We start from the raw sequence: 26,630 nt of genomic DNA on the forward strand, positions 1-26,630 counted from the left end.
GGTGCAGGATGGTGATGGTGGGGCAAAATTAGGTAATGTTTCCCAGTGTTCTGCGGGTCTGTGTCTGACCGCAAACCTTTGCGCTCCGGTTTTCTGCCGGTCGGGCAGCCGGCTCCCTGCTCCCTGTCTGCTCCATCATTCCCTTCGCCGCAGCGTTTTACTGGAAGTAACCGGCTCTTTGCGAAGGGCTGCGCCGCACCGGCTTACCTTTGCCCTGGCTGATTGCTGTGCCGAGCCACCGGCGGCTGAATAGTATAACTTTTTCAATAGGCCACGGCACTCACAACGGTTGGTCGGGAAAAACCCACTAACCCGGCAATTTTATTGCCTTTTCACCGTTCGGGTAAATTGGTCAGCGTCCTTGCCCTATGCCACAAGCCTCTTTACCCTCCTCCCCCAAGCGCCAGTACGAGCTTGATCTGCTGCGCTTTGCAGCGGCTTTGGCAGTTGTACTCTTCCATTACACTTTCCGGGGCTACGCGGCCGATGGCTACAGCCCGATTGCCTACCCCGAACTGGCTCCTTACACGAAGTATGGGTACCTGGGGGTCGAGTTGTTCTTTATTATTTCCGGCTACGTCATTCTGCTTAGCACGTATGGCAAAACAGTCCGGCAATTCTTCGTTTCCAGGGTAACACGCCTCTATCCGGCCTTCTGGGTGGCATGTACGCTCACCTTCGTAGTGGAGCGACTCTGGGGCAAAGGGCCGGCTGATCCGGCTATGGCATCCAACCTGGAGGCCAGCTTCCGGCAATACGCCTACAACATGACGATGCTGCAGGATTTCTTTGGCGTAACGGCCATCGATGGCGCCTACTGGTCGCTCAGCATCGAAATCACCTTCTACTTTATTATTTCGCTGCTCATTGGCTACCGCCTGATACGGCACATCGACGTCATGCTGGTGCTGTGGCTCGGGTGCGTGTTTGTTACGGGCTCTTTGCCGGCTACCGCGCCTTTCGCGTATCTGCTGTTTCCGCAATACGCCCCGTATTTCATTGCCGGCATGGTGTTTCAGCTCCTTCAGCAACCTGCCCAGCGTACTTACCTGCGCTACCTTATACTTTTTACTTCCTACCACCTGGCCGTACAAAACAGCCTGGCGCAGGCCGAGCTGCTGGGCAGCACATACCACACGGTATTTTCCCCTTTAGTGGTCGTGAGCATCATTACGCTTTTCTACCTGTCTTTTATGCTTATCGCTCTGCGCATAGTAACCCTCAACCGCTTCGCTTGGCTGGCCTGGCTGGGAGTTGTTACTTACCCGTTGTATCTGCTACACAGCAATATTGCCTTCGTAGCCTTTCACCGCATCGGGCACCTGTTCAATAAATACCTGTTGCTGGGCCTGACTTTAATTGTCATGATTGGTGCAGCGTATCTGATTCACTTTTTCGTTGAACGGCCTTTCACCAAAAAATTGCGCTCCTATCTGCAACAGCTGCTGGTTCAGTTCGACACGTGGAACATCAGAGAACCCGTACTGGGCGACGCCTCGGCCCGCCGCGGGGGGGCATCCGGCGGCCATGGTGCGGCGGCGGATGAGGTATCATCGGCAAAGCACTAGTCAATACCTTTCTACAGCGGTTTTCGGGTTGCGGTACAGGCTGTAGCCCAGCCCCCTACACCGCATCAGGCTGCAGGGGGCTGGGCAGTCTCCTACTCAAACATATGCCTTCTGCTACGCGCCGGAGGGGCCTTTATGCGCACGCTGTCGAGGCCAAAATAAGCCGCGACGCCTTCATTGGCAATATCCTGCGGGAACGGCTCCAACTCATGCAGAAACAGAGTGGCCGGATATTGATATTCGTTTGGCAGAAGCGCCGGTACGCTCGCGCTGAGCTGGCCTGCCTGCCGCAACCGGCCGAGCAGCGCGTAACGCTGCAGCTGCGCCTTATGGTATTGTGGCGCTTTAAACGCAAGATCTACGTAGGCTACATGCACTGCACTGCTATAGCCCGCTACAAGAAATGCCAGCCATACCACCCGTGCCCCCCGACCGGCGCGGCGGCTTACCCGCCAGCTTACCGGCAGCGCCCATTGGCTGGCTGCAGCGGCTACCAGTGCAAACCAGCACAGCAGAAACAGGAAGTACACGACGTTCCATACCCGGGCCGGAACATCGTTGGTTGCCCAGAGCGTGGGTATTGTCAGCAATACCATTCCCACTGCGCCGGCAATGGCTGCACCAAGCCACCTGGAGGGCACCCCAACCCGCTGCCGCGGCTGCAGCCACCACAAAAACAAAATGGTTGCCGCTAATAAGGCGCCGTTGCTCACCCATGCTGCCAGGTGTGAGGCCGTCAGATAAAGGCTCTTGCCCCCTATTATACCTGCCCGATACACAAAAGGCAGGCCAGCCTGCACCTTATCGGCCCGCGCGAAGTTGCCTGGGGCAGCAATGGCCACTGCGGCCCCAAGGCCACTGGCAACCAGCACAACAACCGGCCAGATACTGTTCTTTTTCGTTTGGGCCAGCATCCATAAAATAACCCCGCCCAGGGCTACTGGTATCATCAGCTCGTTGGTTCCCACCAATAAAACCCCGCTTATGGCCGCTCCGATGCCCCAGCCGGCCTGCCTGATACGATGGGTGGTTTGTATACTCCGACCGATCAGGCCGATCAGTACCAGACCCAGTACCAGCCCAGAGGTGTAAACCGCGGCGCCATTATACCAGTACAGGGCCGAGGCGACCAGGGGCGTGCCACACAGGTATAGCAGTGTGCCATATAAAGATAAACGTCCTTTCAGGGAAGCTGAAAAAGTATATCCCAGCCCGCCAATGGCAAAATACAGCGCGCTTACCAAGGCAAGCAGCAGGGCTATCGGCGCCAGCCGTAGCGCCAGCAGCCAGCAATCCAGTGATGGGGCCTCATACACCAGCCCATACAAAAAGGAACTGGTGTAGCGCCCCGTCCAGTGCTGATAATAAAACTGTATACTTTGCCAGAAGCTATACCGGCGAGCTAGTACCGCCGCCTGAAAGTCGTCGTCGGTGGGGTGATTAAAGGCACTGATAAGCAGAAAGGGCAACAGGCACAAGCAGAGCATCAACCACTCCGCCGCGGGTGCGGTAATCAGGCGTATGAGCTGCCGACTGGCCAGTTCGAGCCGTTGCCTCAGGAAAGTGCGCGTCATGCCTTCCTGTCTTCCCGCCGACTCTTTATACATACACTTCCTTCACCACATACAGGGGCCGCTGCCGGGCCGCATCGAGCCCGCGCCATACGTATTCGCCGATAACGCCCAGAGCCGTCATTTGAAAGGCCGATACAAATAGCAGCACAACCATAAGTGCCGACCAGCCTTCCGGCTTCTGACTACCGAATAGATGAAGTCCGATGATGTACAGACCATAACCGAAAGCGGCCAGCCCCAGTACCAGGCCCATTACCGAAATGGCCCGGATGGGAAAAAAGGAAAAGGCAAGGATGGAATCAATGAAGAGCTTGGCTTTTTTCTTCAGCGTCCAGCGCGACTTGCCGATTTCGCGCTTGCGGCGCACGTACGGAATATTTACATAAGGGTAGCCCAGCCACACCATCAGGTAGAACAGGTTGCTGTTGCGCTCCTGCAGAGTGATAATGTGCTCGGCCACCTGCCGGTCGAAAAACACGAAGTCAAAGCCGCCATCCGGAATGTTGGGCAGGGCAATTTTCTTCATCAATACATGGAACGCGCGGGCAAATAGCTGTTGCAGACCGGTTTCTTCGCGGTCCTGGCGGTTGCCGATGATGAGTTTGAAGCCCTGCTGCCAGTAGGCATACATCTGCACCATCAGTGCCGGCGGGTCCTGCATATCGGCCGTGATAATAGCCATACAGTCGCCCGTAGCCTGAGCCATGCCGGCCACGATGGCGTTGTAGGAGCCTACGTTACCGGCCAGATCCACAATGCATATCCGATCCGGATACAGTGTGCGGGCCCGTTGCAGGGCTCCAAGCGTATCATCGCCCGAGCCATCATTCACGAACACGTATTCGAAGCTGACTTCAGGCGGGAAGTTGGCCTCGTTAGCTACCAGCTCGCGCACTGTTACCGGGATGTTATCCTCGTTGTAATAGCAGGGAATAATTATGGACAACTTGGGCATAGGGAGCTGCTGATACTATCGAACGTTAACTAGCACAAAAAGCTACGAATCCCCGTCGCCACGGCCCGTACGTGCTCCTCAGTCATGCCGGGGTACATAGGTAAGCTCAGGCAGGTGGCCGCCAATTCCTCGGCAATAGGAAAAGCCCCGGCTGGCAGCTGCATAGCCGCGTAAGCCTGCTGCCGGTGCGGCGGCACCGGGTAGTGAATCATTGTGCTGACGCCCTGGGTGGCCAGCTGCTGCTGCAGGGCATCGCGCTGCGGGGTGTGTACCACGTAGAGATGATAGACGTGCGTAGCCCCGGTGGCCACTACCGGCCGGCGCAGGCCGGCAATACCGGTCAGGTGCTGGTCATACCAGGCAGCCACCTGCTGGCGCTGGCGGGTCCATTCGGGCAGATGGCGAAGCTTCACTCCCAGCACGGCGGCCTGCAACTCATCGAGGCGCGAGTTGTAACCCACTACTTCGTTGTAATATTTCTGCTGCGAGCCATAATTACGCAGCACCCGCACCTTCTGGTCCAGCGCAGCATCGTTGGTGGTTATAGCCCCGGCGTCGCCCAGCGCCCCCAGGTTTTTGCCGGGGTAGAAGCTCGTACCGTTTACGTGGCCAAAGCTGCCGGTGAGCTGCCCGCCAAAAGCAGCACCCTGCGACTGGGCGTTATCTTCCACCACGTAGAGGCCATGCTTGTTGGCCAGTTCCATAATTGGACCCATCTCGCAGGCCTGCCCGTACAGATGGACCGGCATAATAGCACGAGTGCGGGGCGTTAAGGCAGCCGCAATACGGCCGGGGTCCAGGTTGCTGGTGGCGGGGTTAGGTTCTACCGGCACCGGGGTAGCCCCCACCTGGGTTACGGCCAGCCAGGTAGCGATGTAGGTATTAGAAGGCACTATTACTTCATCGCCGGCCCCGATGCCCAGTAACCGCAAAGCCAGCACCAGCGCGTCGAGGCCGTTGGCCACGCCCACTGTGTGGGCCACTTGGTTGAAGGCAGCATACGCCTGCTCAAACGCTTTTACCTCGTCACCCAGCACGTACCAGTACGAGTCGTATACGCGGCCCACAGCAGCCATAACTTCCTCCCGAATGGGCACATGCTGAGGCTGGAAGGAGAGAAACGGAACAGTCAACATGCTCATAGGACAGCGGAATTGTTGTTTTTTACAGGCAAGCGAGCTTTCAATAGCAAGCCGACCGACTTAAGTGCTTTTATTATTCAGGACTGGTTACCGTCGCACGCCAATACATGACTGGTGCTGCCCAACCGGAACCCCAGCTTCTCGCAGGTGCGAAACACGGCCCCGTTCGTAGCCTGTGTGGTCATCAGCACCTGGGGCAAAGATAGCACGGCAGCCCGGCGCACGGTTGCCGCTACCAGTTTTAGATGCCAGCCGCGGTTCTGAGGCCCTACGGCCGTGAGCAGCACCCGTGAGGCCCCGCTGCCGGGCACCCCGGTTTCAGCCGCCATATCGCCAATGGCCAGAAACGAGTCAACGGGCAGGCCGGCCTCATCAGGCACCAGCACGGCATGGGCGTAGCTGCCTTCAGTGGCGGCTTCAGCATAACGGGCCAATAGCGCATCGGCACAAGCCTCCCCAAACCAGGGGTCGGCATGAAATCGGTCGAAGAGGTTGCGGGCCGCGGCCGAAATCCGGCCGATGTGCGCCGCCTCTTCGGGCCGGGCCAAGCGTACCGGCGCGGGCGCGGGCAGGGTAGCCTCAGCTACCGGGCAATAGAAATTGAGCCGGGTCTCGATAAGCCGCCAGCCACCGCCCGTTAATGCTTGCAGCAGGGCCGTGTCTTCGGCTGGTATAACGCTGAAGGCGTAGTAGGGCCCGCGGGCCGCTAGTCTAACTCGCAGCTGAGTCGCCGCCGCCCTCAGTGCGGCCGGGGTAGCATCAGAGCCAAACAAGCCCGTGAAGAGCCGGTAGGTAGACGTACCAAAAAACTCAGAATCCCAGGGTAGATGCTGCAACAGCCATTGACTTTGTCCGTCGGCAGCCGTCAGCACCTCCTCCCCCACCTGCTTACCAAAGCGGGCGGCCGCGCCGGTACCATAGCGCACCTGTTGCGGTTCGGTGGGCAGGTGCCGCAGGAAATGTGTGGGTGAGTGCCGGAGCAGGATTTCGGCGCGCGACCTTACCCAATCAGCATTGGGAGTAGTTATGCCTGCGAGGTCCATATCCGCTTGAATTCATCGTGGTTGCGGATATAGTCGGCCTCCTGATACGGAACCGAAGCCAGCACCAACTGCACGGCCGAATGCGAGTATTGCATGGTGTGCCACGCCTGGGGTGGTACGTAAAGCCCCACGTGCGGATCTTCGAGCCGGAACAGCTCTATCGTGCCATCGGCCAGCTCCGTAGTTACCGTGATGCGGCCGGCGGCGGCAATAAGTACCTGCTCGGTGCGGTGATGAGCATGGCGGCCCCGCACAATACTTTCGGGTGTATAGTAGGTCCAGAAAATACGCTGCACCGCAAACGGCACCAGCTGGCTCTGCTCGGTAACAGAAATGTAGCCGATGCCCGGCTCTCCTAACTTCGGGAACTCAATCAGGTGCGGATTGGGAAATTGCGACATAAATTGATAAAGATGTGTAGCCTCATGCAGTCATGAAGCAAGACTTGGGTAAAGTTAATGTTTCGCCCCTATCCTACCACACCCTGACTACAGGCTTGTTACACAAAGCCCCTGCATTTGCGGCCCGCCGATACCCAACAGTAGCTTAAATCAAACCAGCGGGCCAGGCCTGTCGAACGGCAGTATAGGTCTTGCATCCTGTATACCCGGTGTTCTTAGGTAGCAACGACCCTGCAACAGAGTTTTATACACATCTACAGAAACCTGGCGTCCGCTCCACTCAATAGCATATTTCCCGGCTGCCTCCCTCAGCTCTGCACCATACCGAAGCTAGCCTCCGTACAGGCTGGCTATAGGCTTTTCGGCTCCACCAGCTTATCGATGGCTTACAAGCAGGATAGCACTATTTGAGGTCAACGATTTCTGTCGCCTCATTGCCCGGACGGTCGCGGGCCAGCACCTGCAGTTGCCGGGATACGCCGGCTGGATGCACTTGCTGGGTTTCGTAGTTCCACCAGCCGCCGCACTCCGGCATAGCAGCACCTTCCTCCAGCACTCTGCCGGCGGCATCCAGCACCCGCACACGTACTGCCGCAACTCCGCAGGGTTTATGCGCCTGTATCCGTAGATGCTTCCCCGCCTGGCCCTGATAATCGTCAGCCTCCACGGCCAGCAGCTGCGGGGGCTTGGCAAAGTCTGCCAGGGCCGTGCGGTACACGCTGCCAAAGCGGCCCGGCTGCACGAAAGGCTGGTAGTAGGACCGACCTTCAGCGCTGGCGGCCTGTTCCCGACCATACCTGGCAGCGTCCCCAAACTTACGCCGATGGGCCTGCTGCGCAGCCGAGCCCGGTTGCTTGCTGCTGGCCGGAGCCTGCTGCACGTACGTATCGCCGTCCGCACTCATCCGGAACACCAGATTACCCACCCGCCCACTTAAACCCGCAATGCCGGAGCCCGCTTCTATCTTCACCCGTGCCATATCTGTAGCCGTTTAACAGAATCCAATATACTATTTTGGTGGGCTGCGCCAGCAGAGCCGGGTGGCGCAAAAAAAGCACCCCGAAGCTCAGCTTCAGGGTGCTCGTTTACTCATTTCAATTCTTTATTTAGAAGCTGCGCGGGGTGTTATCCACCTTACCGGCCATTACCTCGCTCACGTGCTCCTTAAAGTACTCCAGCGTCCGGCGCAGGCCCTCGGCCCGGTCTACCTTCGGCTCCCAGCCCAGAATTTCGCGGGCCTTGGTGATGTCGGGCTTGCGCTTCATCGGGTCGTTCTGGGGCAGTTCCTGGTAGGTAGGCTGGAACTCCACGTTCATCAGGCGGGCAATTTCCTCGCCGAAATCCTTGATGCTGATTTCGTCGGGGTTGCCGATGTTGACGGGCAGCGCATAGTCGCTGAGTAGCAGCCGGTAGATGCCCTCTACCAGGTCGTCCACGTAGCAGAACGAGCGGGTCTGCGAGCCGTCGCCGAATACGGTCAGGTTTTCGCCGCGCAGGGCCTGGCTCAGGAAAGCCGGTAGCACCCGCCCGTCGTTGAGGCGCATGCGCGGGCCGTAGGTGTTGAAGATGCGCACGATGCGCGTTTCCAGGCCGTGGTGGTTGTGGTAGGCCATGGTAATGGCTTCCTGGAAACGCTTGGCCTCGTCGTAGCAGCCGCGCGGGCCCACCGGGTTCACGTTGCCGAAGTACTCCTCTACCTGCGGATGGATCTCGGGGTCGCCGTACACTTCCGAGGTGCTGGCAATCAGCATGCGGGCGCCCTTCACCCGGGCCAGGCCCAGCAGGTTGTGGGTGCCGAGCGAGCCGACTTTCAGAGTCTGAATCGGGATTTTGAGGTAGTCGATGGGTGAGGCCGGCGAGGCAAAGTGCAGGATGTAGTCCAGCTTGCCAGGCACGAACACGAACTTGCTCACATCGGCGTGGTGGAATTCAAAGTGTTCGTTGCCGAACAGATGCTCGATGTTGGCCAGGTCGCCGGTGATGAGGTTGTCCATGGCAATGACATGGTAACCCTCAGCCAGAAACCGGTCGCAGAGGTGGGAGCCCAAAAATCCGGCTCCGCCGGTGATGAGTACACGTTTTTTATCAGACATACAGAGAAGTTCTAAAGGAAGAGGATGTTGCCGAACAGGTTCCGCCAAGGAGCCTATACCGGCTCCTGATGGCCGGTCCGGACGCCGATGCAGTGGTAGGCAAACCCAGCCTGCTCCAGTTCCTGCTTGTCGTAGATGTTACGACCATCAAAGATGACCTTCTGCTTCATCAGCCGGCTCACAACGGTGAAGTTGGGCACCCGGAATTCGGGCCACTCGGTTACAATAAGCAGCGCGTCAGCGTCGATGAGCGCTTCCATCTGGTCTTCGGCGTAGGTAATCCGGTCGCCGAGCGAGTGCTTGGCTTCGGTTACGGCCACCGGGTCGTAGGCCGATACGGTGCAGCCTTCGGCCAGCAGCTTCTCAATAATCACCAGCGAAGGCGCCTCGCGCATGTCGTCGGTCTTGGGTTTGAACGACAGGCCCCATACGGCCATCTTCTTGCCCTTTAATTCGGCGCCAAAGTGCTTTTTCACTTTGTTGAAGAGCACTTCTTTCTGGCCCTCGTTCACGCTTTCCACCGCCTGCAGCACCTGCATCTGGTAGCCGTTTTCCTGGGCCGTTTTGATAAGCGCCTTCACATCCTTGGGAAAGCAGGACCCGCCGTAGCCGATACCGGGATAGATGAACTTAGGGCCGATACGGGCGTCGGAGCCGATGCCACGGCGCACCATGTTCACATCAGCCCCCATGATTTCGCAGAGGTTGGCAATGTCGTTCATGAACGAAATTTTGGTGGCCAGCATGGAGTTAGCCGCATATTTCGTCATCTCAGCCGATGGAATATCCATGAAGATAATCGGGTGGCCGTTGAGCAGGAAGGGCTTGTAGAGGCGGCTCATCACGTCCTCGGCCCGCTCAGAAGCTACGCCCACCACAATGCGGTCGGGCTTGAGGAAGTCGTCGATGGCGGCGCCTTCCTTCAGAAACTCAGGGTTGGAAGCAACATCGAAGTCAACTTGGGCGCCGCGTTTTTCCAGCGCCTGCTCAATTTCGCGGCGGACCTTAGCAGCCGTGCCCACCGGTACCGTGCTCTTGGTCACAATAACGCCGTAAGAATTCATGTGCTCGCCAATGCCGCGGGCCACGGCCAGCACATACTTCAGGTCGGCCGAGCCATCTTCGCCGGGGGGGGTGCCCACGGCAATGAAGGCTACGTCGCAATCCTTGATGGCCGCACCCAGATCGGTGCTGAAGTGCAGCCGTCCGGCATCCACGTTGCGGGTCACCATCTCCTCCAAGCCCGGCTCGTAAATGGGTAAAATACCCTGGCGCAGGTTGTCGATTTTACGCTGGTCGATATCAATGCACGTCACGTCGATGCCAACTTCGGCAAAGCAAGTGCCCGTTACCAGGCCCACGTAGCCGGTACCTACAACTGCAATTTTCATATAGTAAAGCTCAGTAGAACAAATTTTCTCTTTTGAAGCCGCAAAGTTACGCTATTGCAGCACGCCGTATTTTACGATGCAATAGATGGCCCTAAATCCGTCGCGCCAGCCGATTTTCTTGCCTTCGGCGTAGGTGCGGCCGTAGTAGCTGATGCCCACTTCGTAAATGCGTACGCCGGGTACGCGGGCCATTTTGAGCGTAACTTCGGGCTCGAAGCCGAAGCGCTTTTCCTGCAGCTGCAGGCCCTGCACCAGTTCACGGCGGAACAGTTTGTAGCAGGTTTCCATGTCGGTGAGGTTGAGATTGGAGAAGGCGTTGCACAGCGCAGTGAGCCACTTATTGCCGATGCTGTGCCAGAAGAACAGAATGCGGTGCGGCTTGCCCCCAATAAAGCGCGAGCCGTATACCACGTCGGCCACACCGCGCAGCACGGGAGCCAGCAGGATGTTGTACTCCTGGGGGTCGTATTCCAGGTCGGCATCCTGGATAATGACGAACTCGCCGGTGGCCGCCCGGATACCGGTGTGCAGCGCCGCGCCCTTGCCCTGGTTGATGGCGTGACGATGGTAGCTCAGCGCCAGCTCCGGATACTCGGCCGCGTAGCGCCGCACCACGGCGGCGGTGTCGTCGGTCGAGCAGTCGTCTACCACAATCACCTCCTTGCTAAAGCCACCAATCAGCTCCACGGCCCGAATCTGGTCCAGTATCCGCGCGATGGTCGCGCCTTCGTTGAAAGCCGGAATAATGATGGATAGCATGCTTTAGGCTAATAGCTATCAGCTGTTGACTGTTAGCTTTTCGTGTTTATTTCTCCCTTGCGTCGGCGGCCAAACGAAAGCTGACAGCCAAAGCGCTAGGCCATCCACTTCTTCCACCACCACTGGAACACGATGAGCGCCCAGATGCGGGCGTGCACGTCGCCGGGGCTGCTGGAAAACAGCTGCTTTTTGAGCTGCTGCACCGCGCCCACGTCGAAAATCCCCTGGGCCTCAATGAAACCGTCGGACAGAAGATCGTCCTCGATAAGCGGGCGCAGCTCGCCGCGGAACCACTTGAGCAGCGGCACCTCGAAGCCCTTTTTAGGACGCTTGTAGAGCTCTTCGGGCAGCATGGGCCGGAAGGCGTCCTGCACGATTTTCTTTTTCATGTTCGCGTCGATCTTGCTGCTTACGGGCAGCGAGAAGGCGAAGCGCACTACGTTGGGGTCGAGGAAGGGCGGGCGCACCTCCAGCGAGTTGGCCATGCTCATCATGTCTACCTTAGCCAGCATGTCGTAGGGCAGTACCATGCGGGTGTCGGTGAGCAGCACCTCGTTCAGGTCGCCGCCGGCGTGCAGGTCGCCCAGCAGGTCGCGGCGGCGGCGCTCGGCCAGCTTCTTACCGATTTTGCGGCGGGCAGCGGGGCTGAGCAGGGCGCGGGCATCCTTTTCGGAGGCAAACGAGGCCCAGTCCCAGTACCGGTCTTTGGGGCCGCTGAGCATGCCGCGCGAGAAGCGCTGAAACTGCCGCACCTTGTTGCCCAGAAACGAGTTGCGCGACTTGGGCAGCACGCTCCAGAGCATATCGAGGCCCGCTACGGCTTCGGCCTTGAAGCCGCCCTGCCGCACCTGAAACTCGCCCATGTGCTTGTTGTAGCCCGCGAACAGCTCGTCGGCGCCGTCGCCACTCAACGCCACGGTGGCCTTTTCGCGGGTGCGCTTGCTGAGAATGTACACGGCCAGGGCCGAGGAATCGGCAAACGGCTCGTCGAGGTAGTTGAGGACGTCGAAGATGTGGTCGTACAGGTCCTGGTTGCGGAGCGAGAAAACCGTGTGGTTGGTTTTGTAGCGCTCGGCCACCAGCTTAGCGTACTTGGTTTCGTCGAAAAAGGGCTCGTCGGCAAAACCAATGCTGAACGTGTTCAGGTGGGGCGTATGCCGGGTGGCCAGCGCCACCACCACCGATGAGTCGATGCCGCCGCTCAGGAAGGCGCCCACGGGCACGTCGGCCACGAGGCGGCGGGCCGTGGCCTCGTCGAGCAGCTCTACCAGTTTGGCCTGCTGCTGCTCGTAGGTGGTCTTGTTCTTCTCGACTTTCTTGGGGTCGTACGGAATCTTGTACCACTGCTTGCGCACCACCTTTTTGCCCTTGATGAACAGGTAGTGGCCGGGCAGCACTTTCTTCACGCCCTTGAAAATGGTAGCCGGACCGGGAATGTAGTTGAGCTGCAGATACTGGTTGAGCGAGGTGTAATCGAGCTTGCGCGGGATACCCAGCGCCAGCAGCGACTTCATCTCGGAGGCAAACAGCAGCTTGTCCTCGTCGCGGTACACGAGCAGGGGCTTTTCGCCCATCCGGTCGCGGGCCAGGAACAGCGAATCCTCCTCCTTGTCGTAAATGGCGAAGGCGAAAAAGCCGTTGAGCTTCTTGAGGAAGTTGCGCCCCTCGGCCATGTACAGGTGCAGGATAACTTCGGTGTCAGTCTGCGAGTGGAAAGTATGGCCTTTTTCAACCAGCTTCTGCCGCAGCTCCTGAAAGTTGAAGATTTCCCCGTTGAAGGCAATGGTGTAGCGCCCCGAGTCGTCGGTCATGGGCTGGTTGCCATCGGCCGACAAATCGAGGATGGCCAAGCGCCGGAAGCCCAGACCGCAACCGTCGTAGATAAAGTGTCCCTGCGAGTCGGGCCCGCGGCTGACAATGGCGTCGGTTGAGGCAGGCAGGGCGGCCAGCGCACTGCGGCCCGCGTCAGTAAAAGCGAATACTCCGGTGATTCCACACATATGGCTGGCAAAAGTACGAACTATTGCGACGTAGGTTGGCAAAAAACTGTACTCCATCGTCGTAACCAAAGCTGCGCCCGGCTAGTACAACCCTCACTGCCGGGCAGCCCTTCCCGGCTGGCGCCGGCCAACCGTCCGGCGGCCAGCCCCGGCCGCTGCCCGCTTCCCTCCCACTCCTTCACCTTTCTTCTCCCTTTCGATATGAGTCTCCAGCAAGATTTTGAAGCCGCCGCCATGAGTGTCGACCGCCTGCCCGGCGAAATGGCCGCCGCGCACATGACCGAACTCTATGGCCTCTACAAGCAGGCCACCGACGGCGACCACGACGCCAAGCGCGACGAAGTGGGCGACGACGAGCCCGATAACCCCGACGGCCCCAAGGGACTTTCGCAGGGCCAGTGGGATGCCTGGAGCAAGCTCAAGGGCATGCCCCAGGACGAAGCCAGGCAGCAGTACATCAGCCGTGCCAACGAGCTGGTGAAGCAAGCCGGCAAGGATCAGCCCCAATCAGCCGCCGCCGAAAAAATCGGTGCTCCCGGCACGGCCCAGGCCAGCCCCACTGCCCAGGCGCAACAGGAAGCCGGCCAGTCGCAGCAGGGCGGCCTGCGCGGCAACCTCAAGGAAGGCACGCCCTATGGCGGCGAGGACACGCTCAAGAACGCTCAATAAATCGCAGCAGTTGCCGATAAAAGGGATGACGCAGATTCGTTCATAAGGCCCAATAGCCGCCTGAACGAATCCGCGTCATCCCTTTTATCTACAACTGCTGCGATTTAGTCCGTGATCCAGATTTTGCCGGGGTTCATGATGCCGTGGGGGTCGAACACCTGCTTGATGCCGCGCATCAGGTTCAGGTTGGCTTCTTTTAGGGCAATGCCGATGTAGCCTTTCTGCACCAGCCCGATGCCGTGCTCGCCCGAGATGGTACCGCCCAGCTTCACGCAGAGTTCGAAGATTTCGGTGATGGGCTGGCGCAGGCCCACGTTCCACATCTCGTCGTCGAGGTCGCCGCGGATGATGTTGACGTGCAGGTTGCCGTCGCCGGCGTGGCCGTAGCAGACGCTTTTGAAGCCGTAGCGCCGGCCGATTTCCTTCACGCCCCTGAGCAGCGTAGGCAGCTCGGCCCGGGGCACTACGGTGTCTTCCTCCTTGTACACCGAGTTGTAGCGCACGGCGTTGCCAATGTTGCGGCGAATGCGCCAGAGCTCGTCTTTCTGGGTGGCGTTGTCGGCCAGCAGGATTTCGCCCACGTCATACGTTTCCAGCACGGCGTACACCTGCTCGGCTTCCTTGTAGAGCTGGTCGAGATCCTGGCCATCGAGCTCGATGAGCAGGTGGGCCGTAATGTCGGCGGGCAGCGTGAGCGGGATTTTCAGGTAGTCCGACGACCAGGCAATAGCCTCGCGCTCCATAAACTCCATGCCCGACGGGATGATGCCGGCCCGGAACACGGCCGCTACTGCCTCGGCCGCCTGGGCCTCCTGGCGGAAGGGTACCAGCATCAGAATATTGTGCTTAGGAAAGGGCAGCAGCCGGAACACGGCTTTGGTGATGATGCCCAGCGTGCCCTCGGAGCCCACCATCAGCTGGGTGAGGTTGTAGCCGGTGGAATTCTTGAGCGTGTTGGCCGCCGTCCAGATGATGTCGCCGGTGGGCAGCACCACCTCCAGGTTGAGTACGTAGTCGCGGGTGGTGCCGTATTTCACGGCTTTGGGGCCGCCGCTGCTGTGGGCCAGGTTGCCGCCCAGAAAGCAGCTGCCCTTGCTGGCCGGGTCGGGCGGGTAGAACAGCCCGACCTCCTGCACCGCCCGCTGGAACACCTCGTTGATAACACCCGGCTCGACGGTGGCCTGCAGGTTGCGCTCATCAATTTCAACAATGTTGTTTAGTCGCTCGGTGCTGAGCACCAGGCCCTGGTGCAGCGGCAGCGCCCCACCGCTCAGGCCCGTGCCGGCCCCGCGGGCCGTTACGGGAATATGGTTTTCGTGGCAGAGGCGCACAATTTGGCTGACCTCGCGGGCGTTAGCCGGCTTTACCACCACCTCGGGGGCGTAGTGCAGATCCTCGGTGTGGTCGCGGCCGTAGCCGGCGTACTCGGCGGCCTCGGTGCGCTGGGCCGTGAGCACGTGGGCCGGGCCGACAATTTCTTCAAACTGAGCCACTAAGGCCGGAGTCAGCACCTGGAAGTTCATGAGCGAGCGGGAGAAAGTGAGCGGGGCGCGTATCTTTGCACCAATGCAGGAATACAGTACGAAGGTAAGTTATTCGGCCTGGTGGCGGCAATGGGCGCTGCCGGTTTTAGTGCTCCTGGCCCTTAGTGCGCTGCCGGGCTGCAACGCCGGCAAGGTAAATTACCGCAACGGCCGCTACCACTCGGCCCGCGATGTGGCCCGCATGAAGGCGGCCGAGCGGGCCCGCGGCCGGGGCCGGGCGCCGGTTACGGTCAAAACCAAATCCAAAACCGCCGCCGGCCGCACCAAAATGGTGTCGCGCCGGCCCGGCGCCTCCCCCATCGCGGCCAACGTGCCGGCCCCCATTGCCGAGGTTATCGAAACGGCCCGCTCGTACCAGGGCACTCCTTATCGGTACGGCGGCACCACCCGCCTGGGCATGGACTGCTCGGGTTTGCTCTACGAATCGTTTGCCGCCATCAAGGTCAGCATTCCGCGCTCCAGCAACGAGCAGGCCCAGTGGGGCGAGCCCGTAAAGCCGCAGAATCTGCAGCCGGGCGATTTGGTATTTTTTGGAGCTTCACCTGGCAGCAGCACTATTACCCACGTAGGAATGGTGACGGTGGCCACGCCTGAGAGCGTGCAGTTTATCCATTCATCCAGCTCACTGGGCGTTATTGAGAATGCGCTGGAGACCGATTATTATCTGAGCCGATTTATTAAGGCAGTAAGGCCCAGGTTATAAAACCAACTCCTTACCTTTGCGCCCATTAAGCCGCCGGAACCATCTTCCCCAGATCCGGCACTGAGTATGAATTCAGCATAATCATCATACTGCCGTAATATGCGCCGGGTTTGCCGGCAGTATCTTTGCGGCAGTTTTTTCTTTTTCAAAAGCACACTTTTCCACCCATTTCCCTCTTCTATGAGACGCCACCTTTACGCTTCAGTAGCGCTGGTACCGATGGCACTCTTGTCTGCTCACATGAGCTGGGCACAGGTTTCCACTTCGGCTATGAGCGGTATCGTTACCGACAAAACCGGAGAGGGACTACCCGGCGCCACGGTAATTGCTGTGCATACGCCTACCAACACCCAGTACGTGGCCCCCACCAACTCGGACGGCCGCTTCAACATTCAGGGCATGCGCGTCGGCGGCCCGTATACCGTCCGGATTACGTTTGTGGGCTACCAGGACGTAACGCGCGAAAACCTGTTCCTGACCCTGGGCCAGAGCTTCCGCCTCGACGTTAATCTGAGCGAAACCAGCACCCAGCTGAAGGAAGTGGTAGTGAGCGGCAAGCGCAACTCGCTCATCAACTCCGACCAGCAGGGCTCGGTAACGGCCGTGCAGCGCGAGCAGATTGAGCGCCTGCCCTCCATTACCCGTAGCCTCAACGACTTCACCCGCCTCACGCCCCAGGCCGGACCCAACAACGCCATCGGCGGCGGCAACTCCCGCCAGAACAACTTCACCGTCGACGGTTCCGACTTCAACAACAACTTCGGCATCGGCGGCAACCTGCCCGCCGGGGGCTCGCCCCTCTCGCTCGACGCCATCGACCAGCTGGTAGTGAGCGTAACGCCTTACGACGTGCGCCAGGCAGGTTTCGTCGGCGCGGCCATCAACGCCGTTACGCGTTCGGGCACCAACGAGTTCACAGGCTCGGCTTACTCCTACTACCGCAACCAGAGCTTTATCGGCAACAACGTTGCCGGTGAGAAATTCGACCTGCAGGATTCGCGCTTCTACCAGTACGGCTTCCGCCTGGGTGGTCCCATCATCAAGGACAAAGTCTTCTTCTTCGCTAACGCCGAGATTGAGGAAAACCGCACCCCCGGCCAGACCCGCCGCGTTTCTTCGCCGGAAAACCCCTACGGCTCGGCCACTAACATTGTGCGGCCAACCGGCGCGGAGCTCGACAACATCAGCAACTACCTGAGCGAGCGGTTTGGTTACTCGACCGGCGGCTACCAGGGCTACGACTTTACCAGCCCCCGCACCAAGTACCTGGCGCGCGTCGACTGGAACATCAACCCCCGTAACCGCTTCAACATCCGCTATAGCCAGACGGAGGGCAAAACGCCTTCCTTCCCGAGCACTTCGTCAAGCCCCCTGACCAACTTCCCCACGGGCACGGGCCGTACCGACCTGAACGCGCTGCCCTTCCGCAACGCGGGTTACTTCCAGGAGTCGAACTTCTACTCCGGCGCCGCCGAACTCAACTCGACCATTGGTTCGAGCATGACCAACACGTTCCGCGCCACCTACACCAAGCAGAACGACCCGCGCAGCTCCGACAGCAAGATTTTCCCGTTCGTGGATATCCTGAAGGCCGACGGCACCAACGCCCCAACGCCGTTCACGTCTTTCGGCTACGAGCCCTTTACGCTGGGCAACCTGCGCGACGTGGAAATCTACTCGGTGCGCGACGACTTCTCGTGGCTGCGTGGCCGCCACAACATCACGCTGGGCTTCCAGGGCGACTATAGCATCACCAAGAACGGCTTCCAGCGCTTTGCCGCCAGCTACTACCGCTTCAACTCGTTCGAGGATTTCCAGGTAGCCAGCAACCCCAACTCGACGCCGGCCCAGCTGTTCGCTTCCCGCCCAACCGACTTCGCTTACACGTACTCGCTCTCGCCTAACTTCGAGCAGGCTTTCCCTACCTTCAAGTTCGGGCAGTACTCGGCTTACGCCCAGGATGAGTATTCCTTCGCCGACAACTTCCGGGTACTTTTCGGCCTGCGGGCCGACTACGTAACTTACCCCGAGAAGCTGCAGTCGCACCCCCTCATCGCGCCGCTGACTTTCGCCGGTGGCGAAAAGGTGGATGTATCCAACCTGCCTAAGTCGAGCATCCTGCTCTCGCCCCGCATTGGTTTCAACTGGGACGTGCAGGGCGACCGTTCGGTGCAGCTGCGCGGTGGTACCGGCATCTTCACGGGCCGCGTACCCTATGTTTGGATCGTGAGCCAGGCCGGCGACGCCGGTTTGCTGCAGGTAACCCGCAATTTCTCGGGCGACGCCATCGTCGACAGCAAGGGCAACAGCCAGCTGCCCGGCGGCTACCGCGGCTTCAACGAGAATCCCGGTTTCTACCGTCCTGAAACCGTTCCGGTGGCCGGTACGGTTATCCCGAGCGTAATCTCGGCCGTAGCCCGCGACTTCCGCTTCCCCCAGACCTGGAAAACCAGCCTGGCTATGGACGTGCAGTTGCCCGGTGGCCTGGTTGGTTCGTTGGAAGGTATCTACAACAAGGACCTGAATACGGCTGTATTCCGCAACGTCAACCTGGTTGAAGGCGTTAACCTGAACACGCGCAACTACCCCGACAACCGCCTGATTTACCCCTCAGCCAACAACCTGAAGTTTATCAACCCCATCAACGGGGCTGGTCAGGCCGTAGCCAATGGCGCTGCCGGTGGTGGTGCGTTCAACACGATTGTGCTCGACAACGCCAGCAAAGGCTATTACTGGTCGGTAACGGCCAAGCTGGAGCGCCAGTTTGCCAGCGGTGTCTACGCCTCGGTGGGTTACACCCGCTCCGATGCGCGTAACCTTTACGACGGCGGTGGCGACCAGCCCCTGTCGGCCTGGCAGCAGACGCCGACCGTTAACGGTGCCAACAACCTCTCGCTCAGCTACGCCAGCTACGTAGTGCCCGACCGCCTGATTGCTTCGCTCTCTTACAAGAAGGAGTACATCGGCCACCTCGCTACGACGGTTTCGGTGTTCTACGAAGGCAGCCGCCAGGGCCGCTTCTCCTACCTGTACGCGGGCGACTTCAACCGCGACGGCGCCAACGCCGACCTGATTTACATCCCGCGCGACGCTTCTGAAATCACGTTCGTACCCCAGACAGTGGGTTCGGGCGCTACCGCGAAAACGTTCACGGCACAGGAGCAAAGCGACCTGTTCTTCCAGTATGTCGATCAGGACAAGTACCTGAGCAAGCACCGCGGGCAGTATGCCGAGCGCAACGGCGCCCTGCTCCCATGGCGCAACCAGTTCGACATCAAACTGCTCCAGGACCTGTTCACGGACCTGGGTGGCAAGCGCAACACGCTGCAGCTCAGCCTCGACGTAGTTAACCTGGGCAACCTGCTCAACAACGACTGGGGCATTGTCAAGCAGACCAATGCCAGCTCGGTATTGGTGCCTACCAACCAGAACGCCCTGGCCGCCAACGGCACGACCCAGCCAACCTTCCGCCTGCAGCTCGACCGCGGTGGCCTGGTGCGCGAAACGTTCCGCAACAATCTGGGCGTGACTTCTACCTACTACATGCAGGTGGGCCTACGCTACATCTTCAACTAAGCGAACTACTTAGCTTTCCAAAAACGGGCTGGCGGCATCGCCAGCCCGTTTTTTTTTGGTGTCTGCCTTGCAGAATCAAAAAGGTGGCGTACTTTTGCCTCACCAAAACGCAACCGGCGGCTTGGTGCAGTACACCACGAGGGGGATTAGCTCAGCTGGCTAGAGCGCTTGCATGGCATGCAAGAGGTCATCGGTTCGACTCCGATATTCTCCACTCCCGTTTCGCAACCGGCGAAGCGCGTACTACCCCGGGGGATTAGCTCAGCTGGCTAGAGCGCTTGCATGGCATGCAAGAGGTCATCGGTTCGACTCCGATATTCTCCACGGACCACAGAATGGCGCAGATTTTTTGCCGATCCTGTACATAACGAAAAAGGCCACCTAGCTGAGGTGGCCTTTTTGTTTCCAGGCTGAGCCGGTTTGCCGGACGGGCAGATTATTCTGACCGCCCGGCGTTTACGAAATCCGGGAAATCCGAAATCACCCCGTGCTGATCCGTGATCAGGAGAACAGGCCCTCGACCGACAGGTACCGCTCGCCGGTGTCGTAGCAGAAGGTGAGCACGCGGCTGTTCTGGGGCATGTCGGCCAGCTTCTGGGCCACGGCGGCCAGGGAGGCGCCGGAGGAGATGCCGACGAAGATGCCCTCCTCGCGGGCGGCGCGCCGGGTCATGTCGGCGGCATTCTGCTGGCTGACGAGGATGGTACCATCGAGCAGGTCGGTGTGCAGGTTTTCGGGGATGAAGCCCGCTCCTACTCCCTGGATGGGGTGCGGGCCGGGCGCGCCGCCGCTGATAACCGGTGACAGCTCGGGCTCGACGGCAAACACCTGCAGGTTCGGGAATTTGGGCTTCAGCACCTCGGCAACGCCCGTCAGGTGGCCGCCGGTGCCTACGCCCGTAATGTAGTAGTCGAAGCCTTCGGGGGCATCGGCCAGAATTTCGCGGGCCGTGTGCTCGACGTGCGTTTTGATGTTGGCGGGGTTGTCGAACTGCATGGGCATCCAGGCATTAGGGTCGGCCTGCACCAGCTCGTGGGCGCGGGCAATAGCCCCCTTCATGCCTTGCTCGCGGGGCGTGAGTTCGAGGTTGGCCCCGTAGGCGGCCATCAGGCGGCGGCGCTCTATGCTCATGCTTTCGGGCATCACGAGCGTAACCTTGTAGCCTTTCACGGCGCCCACCATGGCCAGGCCCACGCCGGTGTTGCCCGAGGTGGGCTCGATGATAACGCTGTCGGGCGTGAGGGTGCCGTTCTTCTCGGCTTCCTCAATCATGCCCAGCGCAATACGGTCTTTGATGCTGCCGCCGGGGTTGGCCCGCTCCAGCTTCATCCATACTTCCACATCGGGGCGGTCGGCGAACAAGCGGTTGAGGCGCAGCAGCGGCGTGTTGCCGATGGTATCGAGAATGGTGTTGGCTTTCATTGTTGAGAAGTTAAAAGTTAGGAGCAAAGAGTTAGAATCGAGAGTAGAAAAAACGGCAATTCTGGCTTTGAATTAATGACGTTCGATTCTAGCTCCTGGCTTCTAACTGCTGGCTCCTCAAATAGAAAACATGATATCCCCGGCCGGGTCTTCGGCGCGGGTGACGTGGATGTGAGCCTTGTGGTAGACGCGTGAGTGCGAGGGTACGCTTTCGGTGAGCCAGACGTTGCCGCCAATGATGCTGTAGCGGCCGATGGTGGTGTTGCCGCCCAGAATGGTAGCCCCTGCGTAGATAACTACGTCGTCTTCGATGGTGGGGTGGCGCTTAATGCCCTCCAGGTGCTTGCCCACGCTCAGGGCGCCGAGCGTAACGCCCTGGAAAATCTTCACCCGGGCCCCGATAACGCAGGTTTCGCCAATAACCAGGCCCGTACCGTGGTCGATGCAGAACGAGGGGCCGATGCTGGCGCCGGGGTGGATATCGATGCCGGTGCGCTGGTGAGCGTACTCGCTGAGCAGGCGCGGCACCCGCGGCACGCCCCGCCGGTGCAGGCCGTGGGCGAAGCGGTGCAGCGCCGTGGCATAAAAGCCGGGATACGTGGTGATGACTTCCGCCAGATCCTGGGCCGCCGGGTCGGCGGCCACGATGGCGGCGGCGTCGAGCAGCAGCGTGGCGCGCAGGGCGGGCAGCGCCTGCATCGAGGCGGCCGCGAGCCGGGCGGCCTCGCTGGGCGCGGCAACGGCCCGCAGCAGCTCGCCCAAATCGTCCTGGAGCAGGCGCAGGGTGGCGGCCAGCGCATCGGCGTCGCGCAGCGGGCGGGCCGACCGCTCGGGGAACAGCAGCTCCAGCAGCTGGTCGGCCAGCTGGCAGAAGCCGGCGGCGGGCAGCGGGGCGGCCGTAGTCTGGTGGGCGCGGGCCAGCTGGTCAAGAAAATCGGGGTCGTAGGAAAGAGCCATGCGCGGAGTTGGAAGCGGGCCACCGGCCGAGAGGTAGCGTTGGGGCCCGGGGGAAGTAACCGCCGGCCGGGGCCGAAGGTTTGGCCTGGCGCCCGCGCCGGCCGGCAGCAACCCCGGGTCGGCGGGCTGCGTTAGCGGGTAAGTAAGCGCAACTTTTCCACTTTTCTATTTACCCCCTATCATGGCCGATACCACCATCACCAAAGTAGACTCCCAACATTCGCCCAAAGGCCCCGAGGGCGAGAAGTACCTGGCCTCCGGCGTACACGTTTCCATGCGCATGTGGGAAAACGAGCAGCCCGGCGAGCCGAAACAGCCCTCAGCCAGCGCCTACGAAACCGTAGGCTACGTGCTGAAGGGTCGCGCCGAATTACACGTTGAAGGCCAAATGGTGCTCCTGGAGCCCGGCAACTCCTACGTAGTGCCCAAGGGCGCCTCGCACACCTACAAAATTCTGGAGGCCTTCTCGGCCGTAGAAGCCACCACGCCCCCCGCCCAGGCCCACGGCCGCGACGACAACAAATAGCTGTTAGCTGTTAGCTGTTAGCTGTTAGCTGTTAGCTGTTAGCTGAAAAAACGAAACCCCGCTCTGGCAGTTGCCGGAGCGGGGTTTTTGGTGGGTGGCGCGGGAACTGAGGTGGTCTAGCAAGATAAACGCGCTTCGTTTGGTGAAAGGAGCATGTATCTTTGTGAGCCTGACTTACTGACCCATCATGCACCAGATTCGGCTACGCCCGCGTTTCTACCGCTGACCAGACGCTGGAACTGCAACTCAACGTTCTGATCCAGACCCAGCTTACGCTTGCTGGCTGCGCTGGGGTAAAGGGTCCCAGGAAAACCTACTCACCGGGTCAGCAGGAAGTTTGTAGCGGGTGGATGAGCCACCATATGCCGGAGAAAGGTATCTTTGGGCAGAACTCAACTTCTTTTTATATGACGACCAAAACCACCAAGGCCGACACCACCCCGGCTGCTACGCCTCAGCAGACTAACCTCACCCGTGAGACCATCCACCGCCGCGTAAAGCAGGCTCAGGAGCGTCGCCGCCGGAAGCTCAAGCACGTGAACCCCTAGTTCCCGCTGGCTTTCGCCGCAAAAAAAGCCCCATCTACACGAGTAGGTGGGGCTTTTCTATAGCAGCCCTGGCCCCATCCCGCCAGTGCCGTCTCCCCAACCCTCGCGCTTGCTTCATTGCGCGCCTATCGTCCCAGCCGGTCCGTGAAATCGGATATCCGGTAGCCGCTCACGAATACTTAGTGGTGGGACGTGGGAATCAGTTCCAGCCTGAGGTCGACAGCCGAATAAGCCGGCACGGTGCGGATGGCGGCCGAATGCACCTACAGCAATTTTCAGGTTGCGGTTCAGAATGTATAGACGCAACATCTTGCGTCTCGTCGTTGCTGACGTTGTGCTACTGAGCTGTTCAACGACGAGACGCAAGATGTTGCGTCTATACATTCTGTTCAGGGACTCGAAATTTGCTTTAGTTTTCGTAGTTCACGTATTTTTCCAGCTTGTCATTGACGAAGAGCAGGTTCCATTCTTTACCCTGGAAGCGGGAGTAGTACCAGGTGGTGAAACGGCCCTCCTCTTCGAGGCTCTCGGAGCGGCTGCGGGGCTTGCCCATAATCTGCTCCACCTCCCGGGTGCTCATGCCTTTCACCAGCGTGCCCTGCTGAATGGCCTTCCAGTTGGAGTCTTTGCTCTGGCTGTTCTGGCTGCGCGGGTCGGTAAAGCTAAACGACTGCTCGAACGTATTGTCGAGGGGTTTGCCCCCCATGTAGGTCAGTTGGCTGTTCGTACCGCTCAGGATGTAGTCCTGCTCCTGCACCTGGCGCGGGTTCACGCCCACATACTCGAACGTGAGCCGCACGGGGGCCAGGCCGGCGCCCATCTCCACTTTGGTGAACTTCACGGGCACGAACTTGGGCAGGTACTGCACATCGTCGCGGGTGGAGGCCTGCCCGATATACGACTTGAGGACGTAGGCCGTGCGGCCCAGCAGCAGCTTGCGCGCCTTCTCGACCTCGGCGGTGTATACCAGGCAGGGGGCGCCCACAAAGTTGCCCCGGCTTTTCACCTCGGCCATGGTGTTGTTGATTATGTAGGCGTACTGCTTGCCATTGGCTGCTTTAAACACCACGGCCACCTTCTCGTAGCCGTTGCGCTGGTTGTCGTGGCCTTTATCCTGGAAGGGTTGCAGCCCCACGAACGTGAAGCTGGTGCCGGCCAGCTTTTTATCGTCCGATTGTTCGCCATACAGGTCGGTTCCCTTGAAAGTCGGCCCCTTGAGCGGCCGAAACTGGCATTCTGCATGGATGCTGGCTTCCTTAACGGGCATCTGAAAGCGCATACCCGGCTTCCAGTCCAGGAGTTTCTGCTGCGGAAACTCCCGCTTCATATCAATACTCTGGGCTCCGGCCGCAACCGTGAAGCCCAGCAGAGTGAGGGAAAGTAAAAGGGTTTTCAGCATAAAAAGAAGGTTGGAGAAGAAGAAAGGAGAAGTGGCAGATAAAGGCCGGCGGCTTACCGGATACGACCGGAGCCACCATATATCAACGGTCAGGCCGGTGCATTCCGCCCTACTTCACCAGCTCCACCTTATCAATCCGGTCCCCGATTTCCAGGCGGCTCACCACGTCCATGCCCTCAATAACCTGGGCGAAGATGGTGTAGCGGCCGTCGAGGTGGGGCGTGGGGCTGTGGGTGATGAACCACTGGCAGCTTTCGGTGTCCTTGCCGGCCGAGGCTAAGCCCACGGCCCCTTCGCCGTAGTGCAGGTCGGCAAATTCGGAGCGCAGGTTGTAGTCGGTGCTGCCCCAGCCGTCGCCGCGGGGGCAGCCGCCCTGAGCCACGAAGTTGGGCACCACCCGGTGGAAGTTCTTGCCATCATAGAATCCCTCACCAACGAGCTGCACGAAGCTGGCCACCGAGCCAGGCGCCTCGTTCAGGAGCAGGCGCAGCACCACGTTGCCCTTGCTGGTGCGCACCACCGCGTGCGGGGCGGCCGGCAGCGCCATCACCACGTCCCACGGAATGGGGTGGCTGGCGGCCCGCGCCACCGGCACCGGCGTAGGCTTGGCCCCGCGCAAGAAGTCAATGGTCTGCTGCAACGACTGCCAGGCCTCCAGGTCGCGGGGCAGCACGAGCTTGGCGCGGGCCGCCACCAGAAAATCGGTGTTGGGCAGCAGGCGGCGCAGGTTCAGCTTGGGGTCGCGGATAGCTTCGGCGGCCAGCCCCAGCTGGGCCACGTCGCCGCCGAGCACTGCCTGGCGCAATGTCAGCGCGAAATCGGGCTGACGGGCGGCCGGGAAATCAGCCAGCCGGCGCTGGGCAATGAGGGCCTCCATGCCGTAGGTGCCCACCACCAGCGCGTGGCCGGGGGCGAACGTGGCTTCGCGCACAAAGTCGAAGGCGGCCGGGTCTTCGCCCAGCGCCTTCAGCAGGTAGCTTTTCTCATAGGCATCGGTGGCAGCCGTGTAGCGCTCCTGCACGGCCCCACGGATGGCCTCGCGGCCGGCGCCGGGCTGGCGCAGGGCGGCGGCCAGCAGCGTGGCCCGCACCCGCCACTCGGGTAGGGCCTGGGCTTTTTCGAGCAGAGTCGGGCCGGGCTCGTTGGCGGCATTGGCCAGGAAAAACTCGGCCGCCGTGAGGGCCACCTGCGCATTTTCATCGGTCAGGGCTGCCCAGGCCGCCTCCTTCACCGGCGCAAACATGGGCCCCGACATAGCCCGCAACGCACTCAGGCGCACCCGGTAGTCGGGGTCGCGGCGGGCCAGGGCAGCCAGGGTGGCGGGCACGCTGGGGTCGGCGGCGGCTTTGGCCAGTGCCTGGGCCGCGCCCGCCCGCACGGCGTAGTGCCGGTCGTGGCGGGCGGCCGTGGTGAGGGCGGCGGTGTAGGGCGCCAGGTTGAGGCCGCGGGTACGGGCCAGGGCATTGGCGGCGGCCAGCCGGGCGCTGGTTGTGTTTGGGGCGGCCAGCAGCTGCACCAGTCGGGCCACGGCGGCTTCCGAGGTGAGGCCCCGCAGCCCGGCCCGGTACAGGCCCCAGGCCTGCCCGCTGAGCGCGGCCGTATCGGTGGCCAGGGCGGGCGGCAGTTTAGTGAGGCTGGGCAGGCCGGCGCGACTGGTGCAGCGGCCCAGCGCTTCGAGCACGTAGTGGCGGGTGGCCGCGTCGGTTTCGTGGGGCAGCTGCTGGTACAGCCCGGTTTCGGCCGTCGAGTCGGCCGACTGGCCCAGGGCGTAGGCGGCCAGCTGGCGGACCCGGGGCGCGTCGTCTTCCTGCAATAGCAGCAGCAGGCGGGGCGTGGCGGCTTTGTCCTGCACCGAGGCCAGGGCTTCGGCGGCGGCCTGGCGGTAGCGGGCTTCGGCGTGGCCCAGGTAGGGCAGCAAAGCAGAGGTGCGGCGCTCGTCCTGCAGGGTGGCAATGCGGCGCAGGGTGCTGTCGAGGGCGAACTGGTTGGCCGGGGCGGTGGCAGACGAAGCGGTGGCCGGGGCGGTGTTAGCCGGACGAGTTGCGCAGGCGGGCAGCAGCACGGCGGCCACGGCCACGGCCGCCGTGGCCCGGCAAAGAGCGGAGTAGGTCATGGTAGGCCCAAGATAGAAACTCCGGCCCCGAAGGCAACCCCGGCCGGCCGAAAAGCATCTGCCCTGGCACCTGCAGCCGGGTTCGGGCCTGGTTGAAATTTCGGTCAAACCAGCCGAACGGGTGCCGCGGCGGCGGGCAAAGCGGCGGCCCGGCCGGGGCGGTGGAGAATAAAACCGCGCCGGGGGCTGGTGAAACTTATTAATCCTCGCATATTTACAGCGTTATGCTATTGATCCTAATGGTTCG

The 26,630-nt window shown here is 60.6% G+C and carries 21 protein-coding genes and 2 tRNA genes; 8 read left to right on the plus strand and 15 right to left on the minus strand.

Annotated features, from left to right (window positions below; all coding sequences use genetic code 11):
* Nucleotides 1–368: 368 nt before the first annotated feature.
* The gene (locus tag BMY67_RS12975; RefSeq protein ID WP_092772247.1) at nucleotides 369–1,568 is read left to right on the plus strand and encodes an acyltransferase family protein; all 1,200 of its coding nucleotides are present in this window, start codon (nucleotides 369–371) and stop codon (nucleotides 1,566–1,568) included.
* Nucleotides 1,569–1,660: 92 nt separating this feature from the next.
* Here BMY67_RS12975 and BMY67_RS12980 read toward each other — a convergent pair whose 3' ends face one another.
* The 10 genes from BMY67_RS12980 to asnB all read right to left on the minus strand — a co-directional run bounded on the left by BMY67_RS12980 (nucleotide 1,661) and on the right by asnB (nucleotide 12,926).
* Nucleotides 1,661–3,142, minus strand: coding sequence for a DUF6056 family protein (locus tag BMY67_RS12980; protein WP_143069818.1), 1,482 nt, complete (start codon nucleotides 3,140–3,142; stop codon nucleotides 1,661–1,663).
* A gap of 25 nt (nucleotides 3,143–3,167) precedes the next feature.
* Entirely contained in the window at nucleotides 3,168–4,097 is a 930-nt protein-coding gene (locus tag BMY67_RS12985; RefSeq protein ID WP_092772250.1) for a glycosyltransferase family 2 protein, read from the minus strand.
* 29 nt (nucleotides 4,098–4,126) lie between these two features.
* Entirely contained in the window at nucleotides 4,127–5,239 is a 1,113-nt protein-coding gene (locus tag BMY67_RS12990; protein WP_317040343.1) for a DegT/DnrJ/EryC1/StrS family aminotransferase, read from the minus strand.
* A gap of 77 nt (nucleotides 5,240–5,316) precedes the next feature.
* The gene (locus tag BMY67_RS12995) at nucleotides 5,317–6,282 is read right to left on the minus strand and encodes a GNAT family protein (protein ID WP_092772252.1); all 966 of its coding nucleotides are present in this window, start codon (nucleotides 6,280–6,282) and stop codon (nucleotides 5,317–5,319) included.
* A complete protein-coding gene (locus tag BMY67_RS13000) occupies nucleotides 6,264–6,683 on the minus strand; it encodes a sugar 3,4-ketoisomerase (protein WP_092772254.1) in 420 nt (139 codons plus the stop codon). Before BMY67_RS13000 ends, BMY67_RS12995 begins: the two co-directional genes overlap by 19 nt.
* 403 nt (nucleotides 6,684–7,086) lie before the next feature.
* Nucleotides 7,087–7,662 (minus strand): hypothetical protein, encoded by a 576-nt coding sequence (locus BMY67_RS13005; RefSeq protein ID WP_092772256.1) that lies wholly within the window; start codon nucleotides 7,660–7,662, stop codon nucleotides 7,087–7,089.
* 127 nt (nucleotides 7,663–7,789) lie between these two features.
* Entirely contained in the window at nucleotides 7,790–8,776 is a 987-nt protein-coding gene (locus BMY67_RS13010) for a UDP-glucuronic acid decarboxylase family protein (protein ID WP_092772258.1), read from the minus strand.
* A gap of 53 nt (nucleotides 8,777–8,829) precedes the next feature.
* Nucleotides 8,830–10,167, minus strand: a complete 1,338-nt coding sequence (locus BMY67_RS13015) for a UDP-glucose dehydrogenase family protein (protein WP_092772260.1) — start codon at nucleotides 10,165–10,167, stop codon at nucleotides 8,830–8,832.
* Between the two features lie 51 nt (nucleotides 10,168–10,218).
* Entirely contained in the window at nucleotides 10,219–10,926 is a 708-nt protein-coding gene (locus BMY67_RS13020) for a glycosyltransferase family 2 protein (RefSeq protein ID WP_092772262.1), read from the minus strand.
* A gap of 95 nt (nucleotides 10,927–11,021) precedes the next feature.
* Nucleotides 11,022–12,926 carry an asparagine synthase (glutamine-hydrolyzing) gene (asnB, locus tag BMY67_RS13025; RefSeq protein WP_092772264.1) on the minus strand — a complete coding sequence of 635 codons (1,905 nt, stop codon included), beginning with the start codon at nucleotides 12,924–12,926 and terminating at the stop codon, nucleotides 11,022–11,024.
* Between the two features lie 201 nt (nucleotides 12,927–13,127).
* On the opposite strand from asnB, the gene BMY67_RS13030 reads away from it, so the two are divergent.
* Complete coding sequence (locus BMY67_RS13030) at nucleotides 13,128–13,595, plus strand: acyl-CoA-binding protein (protein WP_177189820.1); 468 nt, start codon at nucleotides 13,128–13,130, stop codon at nucleotides 13,593–13,595.
* Nucleotides 13,596–13,699: 104 nt separating this feature from the next.
* On the opposite strand, the gene BMY67_RS13035 is transcribed toward BMY67_RS13030, so the two are convergent.
* Nucleotides 13,700–15,118, minus strand: coding sequence for an FAD-binding oxidoreductase (locus BMY67_RS13035; protein WP_092772268.1), 1,419 nt, complete (start codon nucleotides 15,116–15,118; stop codon nucleotides 13,700–13,702).
* 43 nt (nucleotides 15,119–15,161) lie between these two features.
* On the opposite strand from BMY67_RS13035, the gene BMY67_RS13040 reads away from it, so the two are divergent.
* The 4 genes from BMY67_RS13040 (at nucleotide 15,162) to BMY67_RS13055 (ending at nucleotide 19,742) form a co-directional block, all read left to right on the plus strand.
* Complete coding sequence (locus tag BMY67_RS13040) at nucleotides 15,162–15,842, plus strand: C40 family peptidase (protein ID WP_245745041.1); 681 nt, start codon at nucleotides 15,162–15,164, stop codon at nucleotides 15,840–15,842.
* A gap of 180 nt (nucleotides 15,843–16,022) precedes the next feature.
* On the plus strand, nucleotides 16,023–19,418 hold the full coding sequence (locus BMY67_RS13045) for a TonB-dependent receptor (RefSeq protein ID WP_177189821.1): 3,396 nt from the start codon (nucleotides 16,023–16,025) through the stop codon (nucleotides 19,416–19,418).
* 140 nt (nucleotides 19,419–19,558) lie between these two features.
* A tRNA-Ala gene (locus BMY67_RS13050) sits at nucleotides 19,559–19,632 on the plus strand.
* A gap of 36 nt (nucleotides 19,633–19,668) precedes the next feature.
* A tRNA-Ala gene (locus BMY67_RS13055) sits at nucleotides 19,669–19,742 on the plus strand.
* A gap of 177 nt (nucleotides 19,743–19,919) precedes the next feature.
* On the opposite strand, the gene cysK is transcribed toward BMY67_RS13055, so the two are convergent.
* Together cysK and BMY67_RS13065 are read right to left on the minus strand one after the other, a co-directional pair.
* On the minus strand, nucleotides 19,920–20,840 hold the full coding sequence (gene cysK / locus BMY67_RS13060; RefSeq protein WP_092772272.1) for a cysteine synthase A: 921 nt from the start codon (nucleotides 20,838–20,840) through the stop codon (nucleotides 19,920–19,922).
* Nucleotides 20,841–20,957: 117 nt separating this feature from the next.
* Nucleotides 20,958–21,797 (minus strand): serine O-acetyltransferase, encoded by an 840-nt coding sequence (locus BMY67_RS13065; protein WP_092772274.1) that lies wholly within the window; start codon nucleotides 21,795–21,797, stop codon nucleotides 20,958–20,960.
* Between the two features lie 181 nt (nucleotides 21,798–21,978).
* Between BMY67_RS13065 and BMY67_RS13070 the strand changes: the two genes are divergently transcribed.
* Entirely contained in the window at nucleotides 21,979–22,323 is a 345-nt protein-coding gene (locus tag BMY67_RS13070; RefSeq protein ID WP_092772276.1) for a cupin domain-containing protein, read from the plus strand.
* 407 nt (nucleotides 22,324–22,730) lie between these two features.
* Entirely contained in the window at nucleotides 22,731–22,871 is a 141-nt protein-coding gene (locus BMY67_RS19360; protein ID WP_177189822.1) for a hypothetical protein, read from the plus strand.
* 409 nt (nucleotides 22,872–23,280) lie between these two features.
* On the opposite strand, the gene BMY67_RS13075 is transcribed toward BMY67_RS19360, so the two are convergent.
* On the minus strand, nucleotides 23,281–24,270 hold the full coding sequence (locus tag BMY67_RS13075; protein ID WP_092772278.1) for a hypothetical protein: 990 nt from the start codon (nucleotides 24,268–24,270) through the stop codon (nucleotides 23,281–23,283).
* 109 nt (nucleotides 24,271–24,379) lie between these two features.
* Nucleotides 24,380–26,383: a peptidylprolyl isomerase gene (locus BMY67_RS13080; protein ID WP_092772280.1), complete on the minus strand. Its 2,004-nt coding sequence runs from the start codon at nucleotides 26,381–26,383 to the stop codon at nucleotides 24,380–24,382.
* Nucleotides 26,384–26,630 lie beyond the last annotated feature (247 nt).

Origin of the sequence: Hymenobacter actinosclerus, assembly GCF_900111515.1 — a bacterium.
Classification (GTDB): Bacteria; Bacteroidota; Bacteroidia; order Cytophagales; family Hymenobacteraceae; genus Hymenobacter; species Hymenobacter actinosclerus.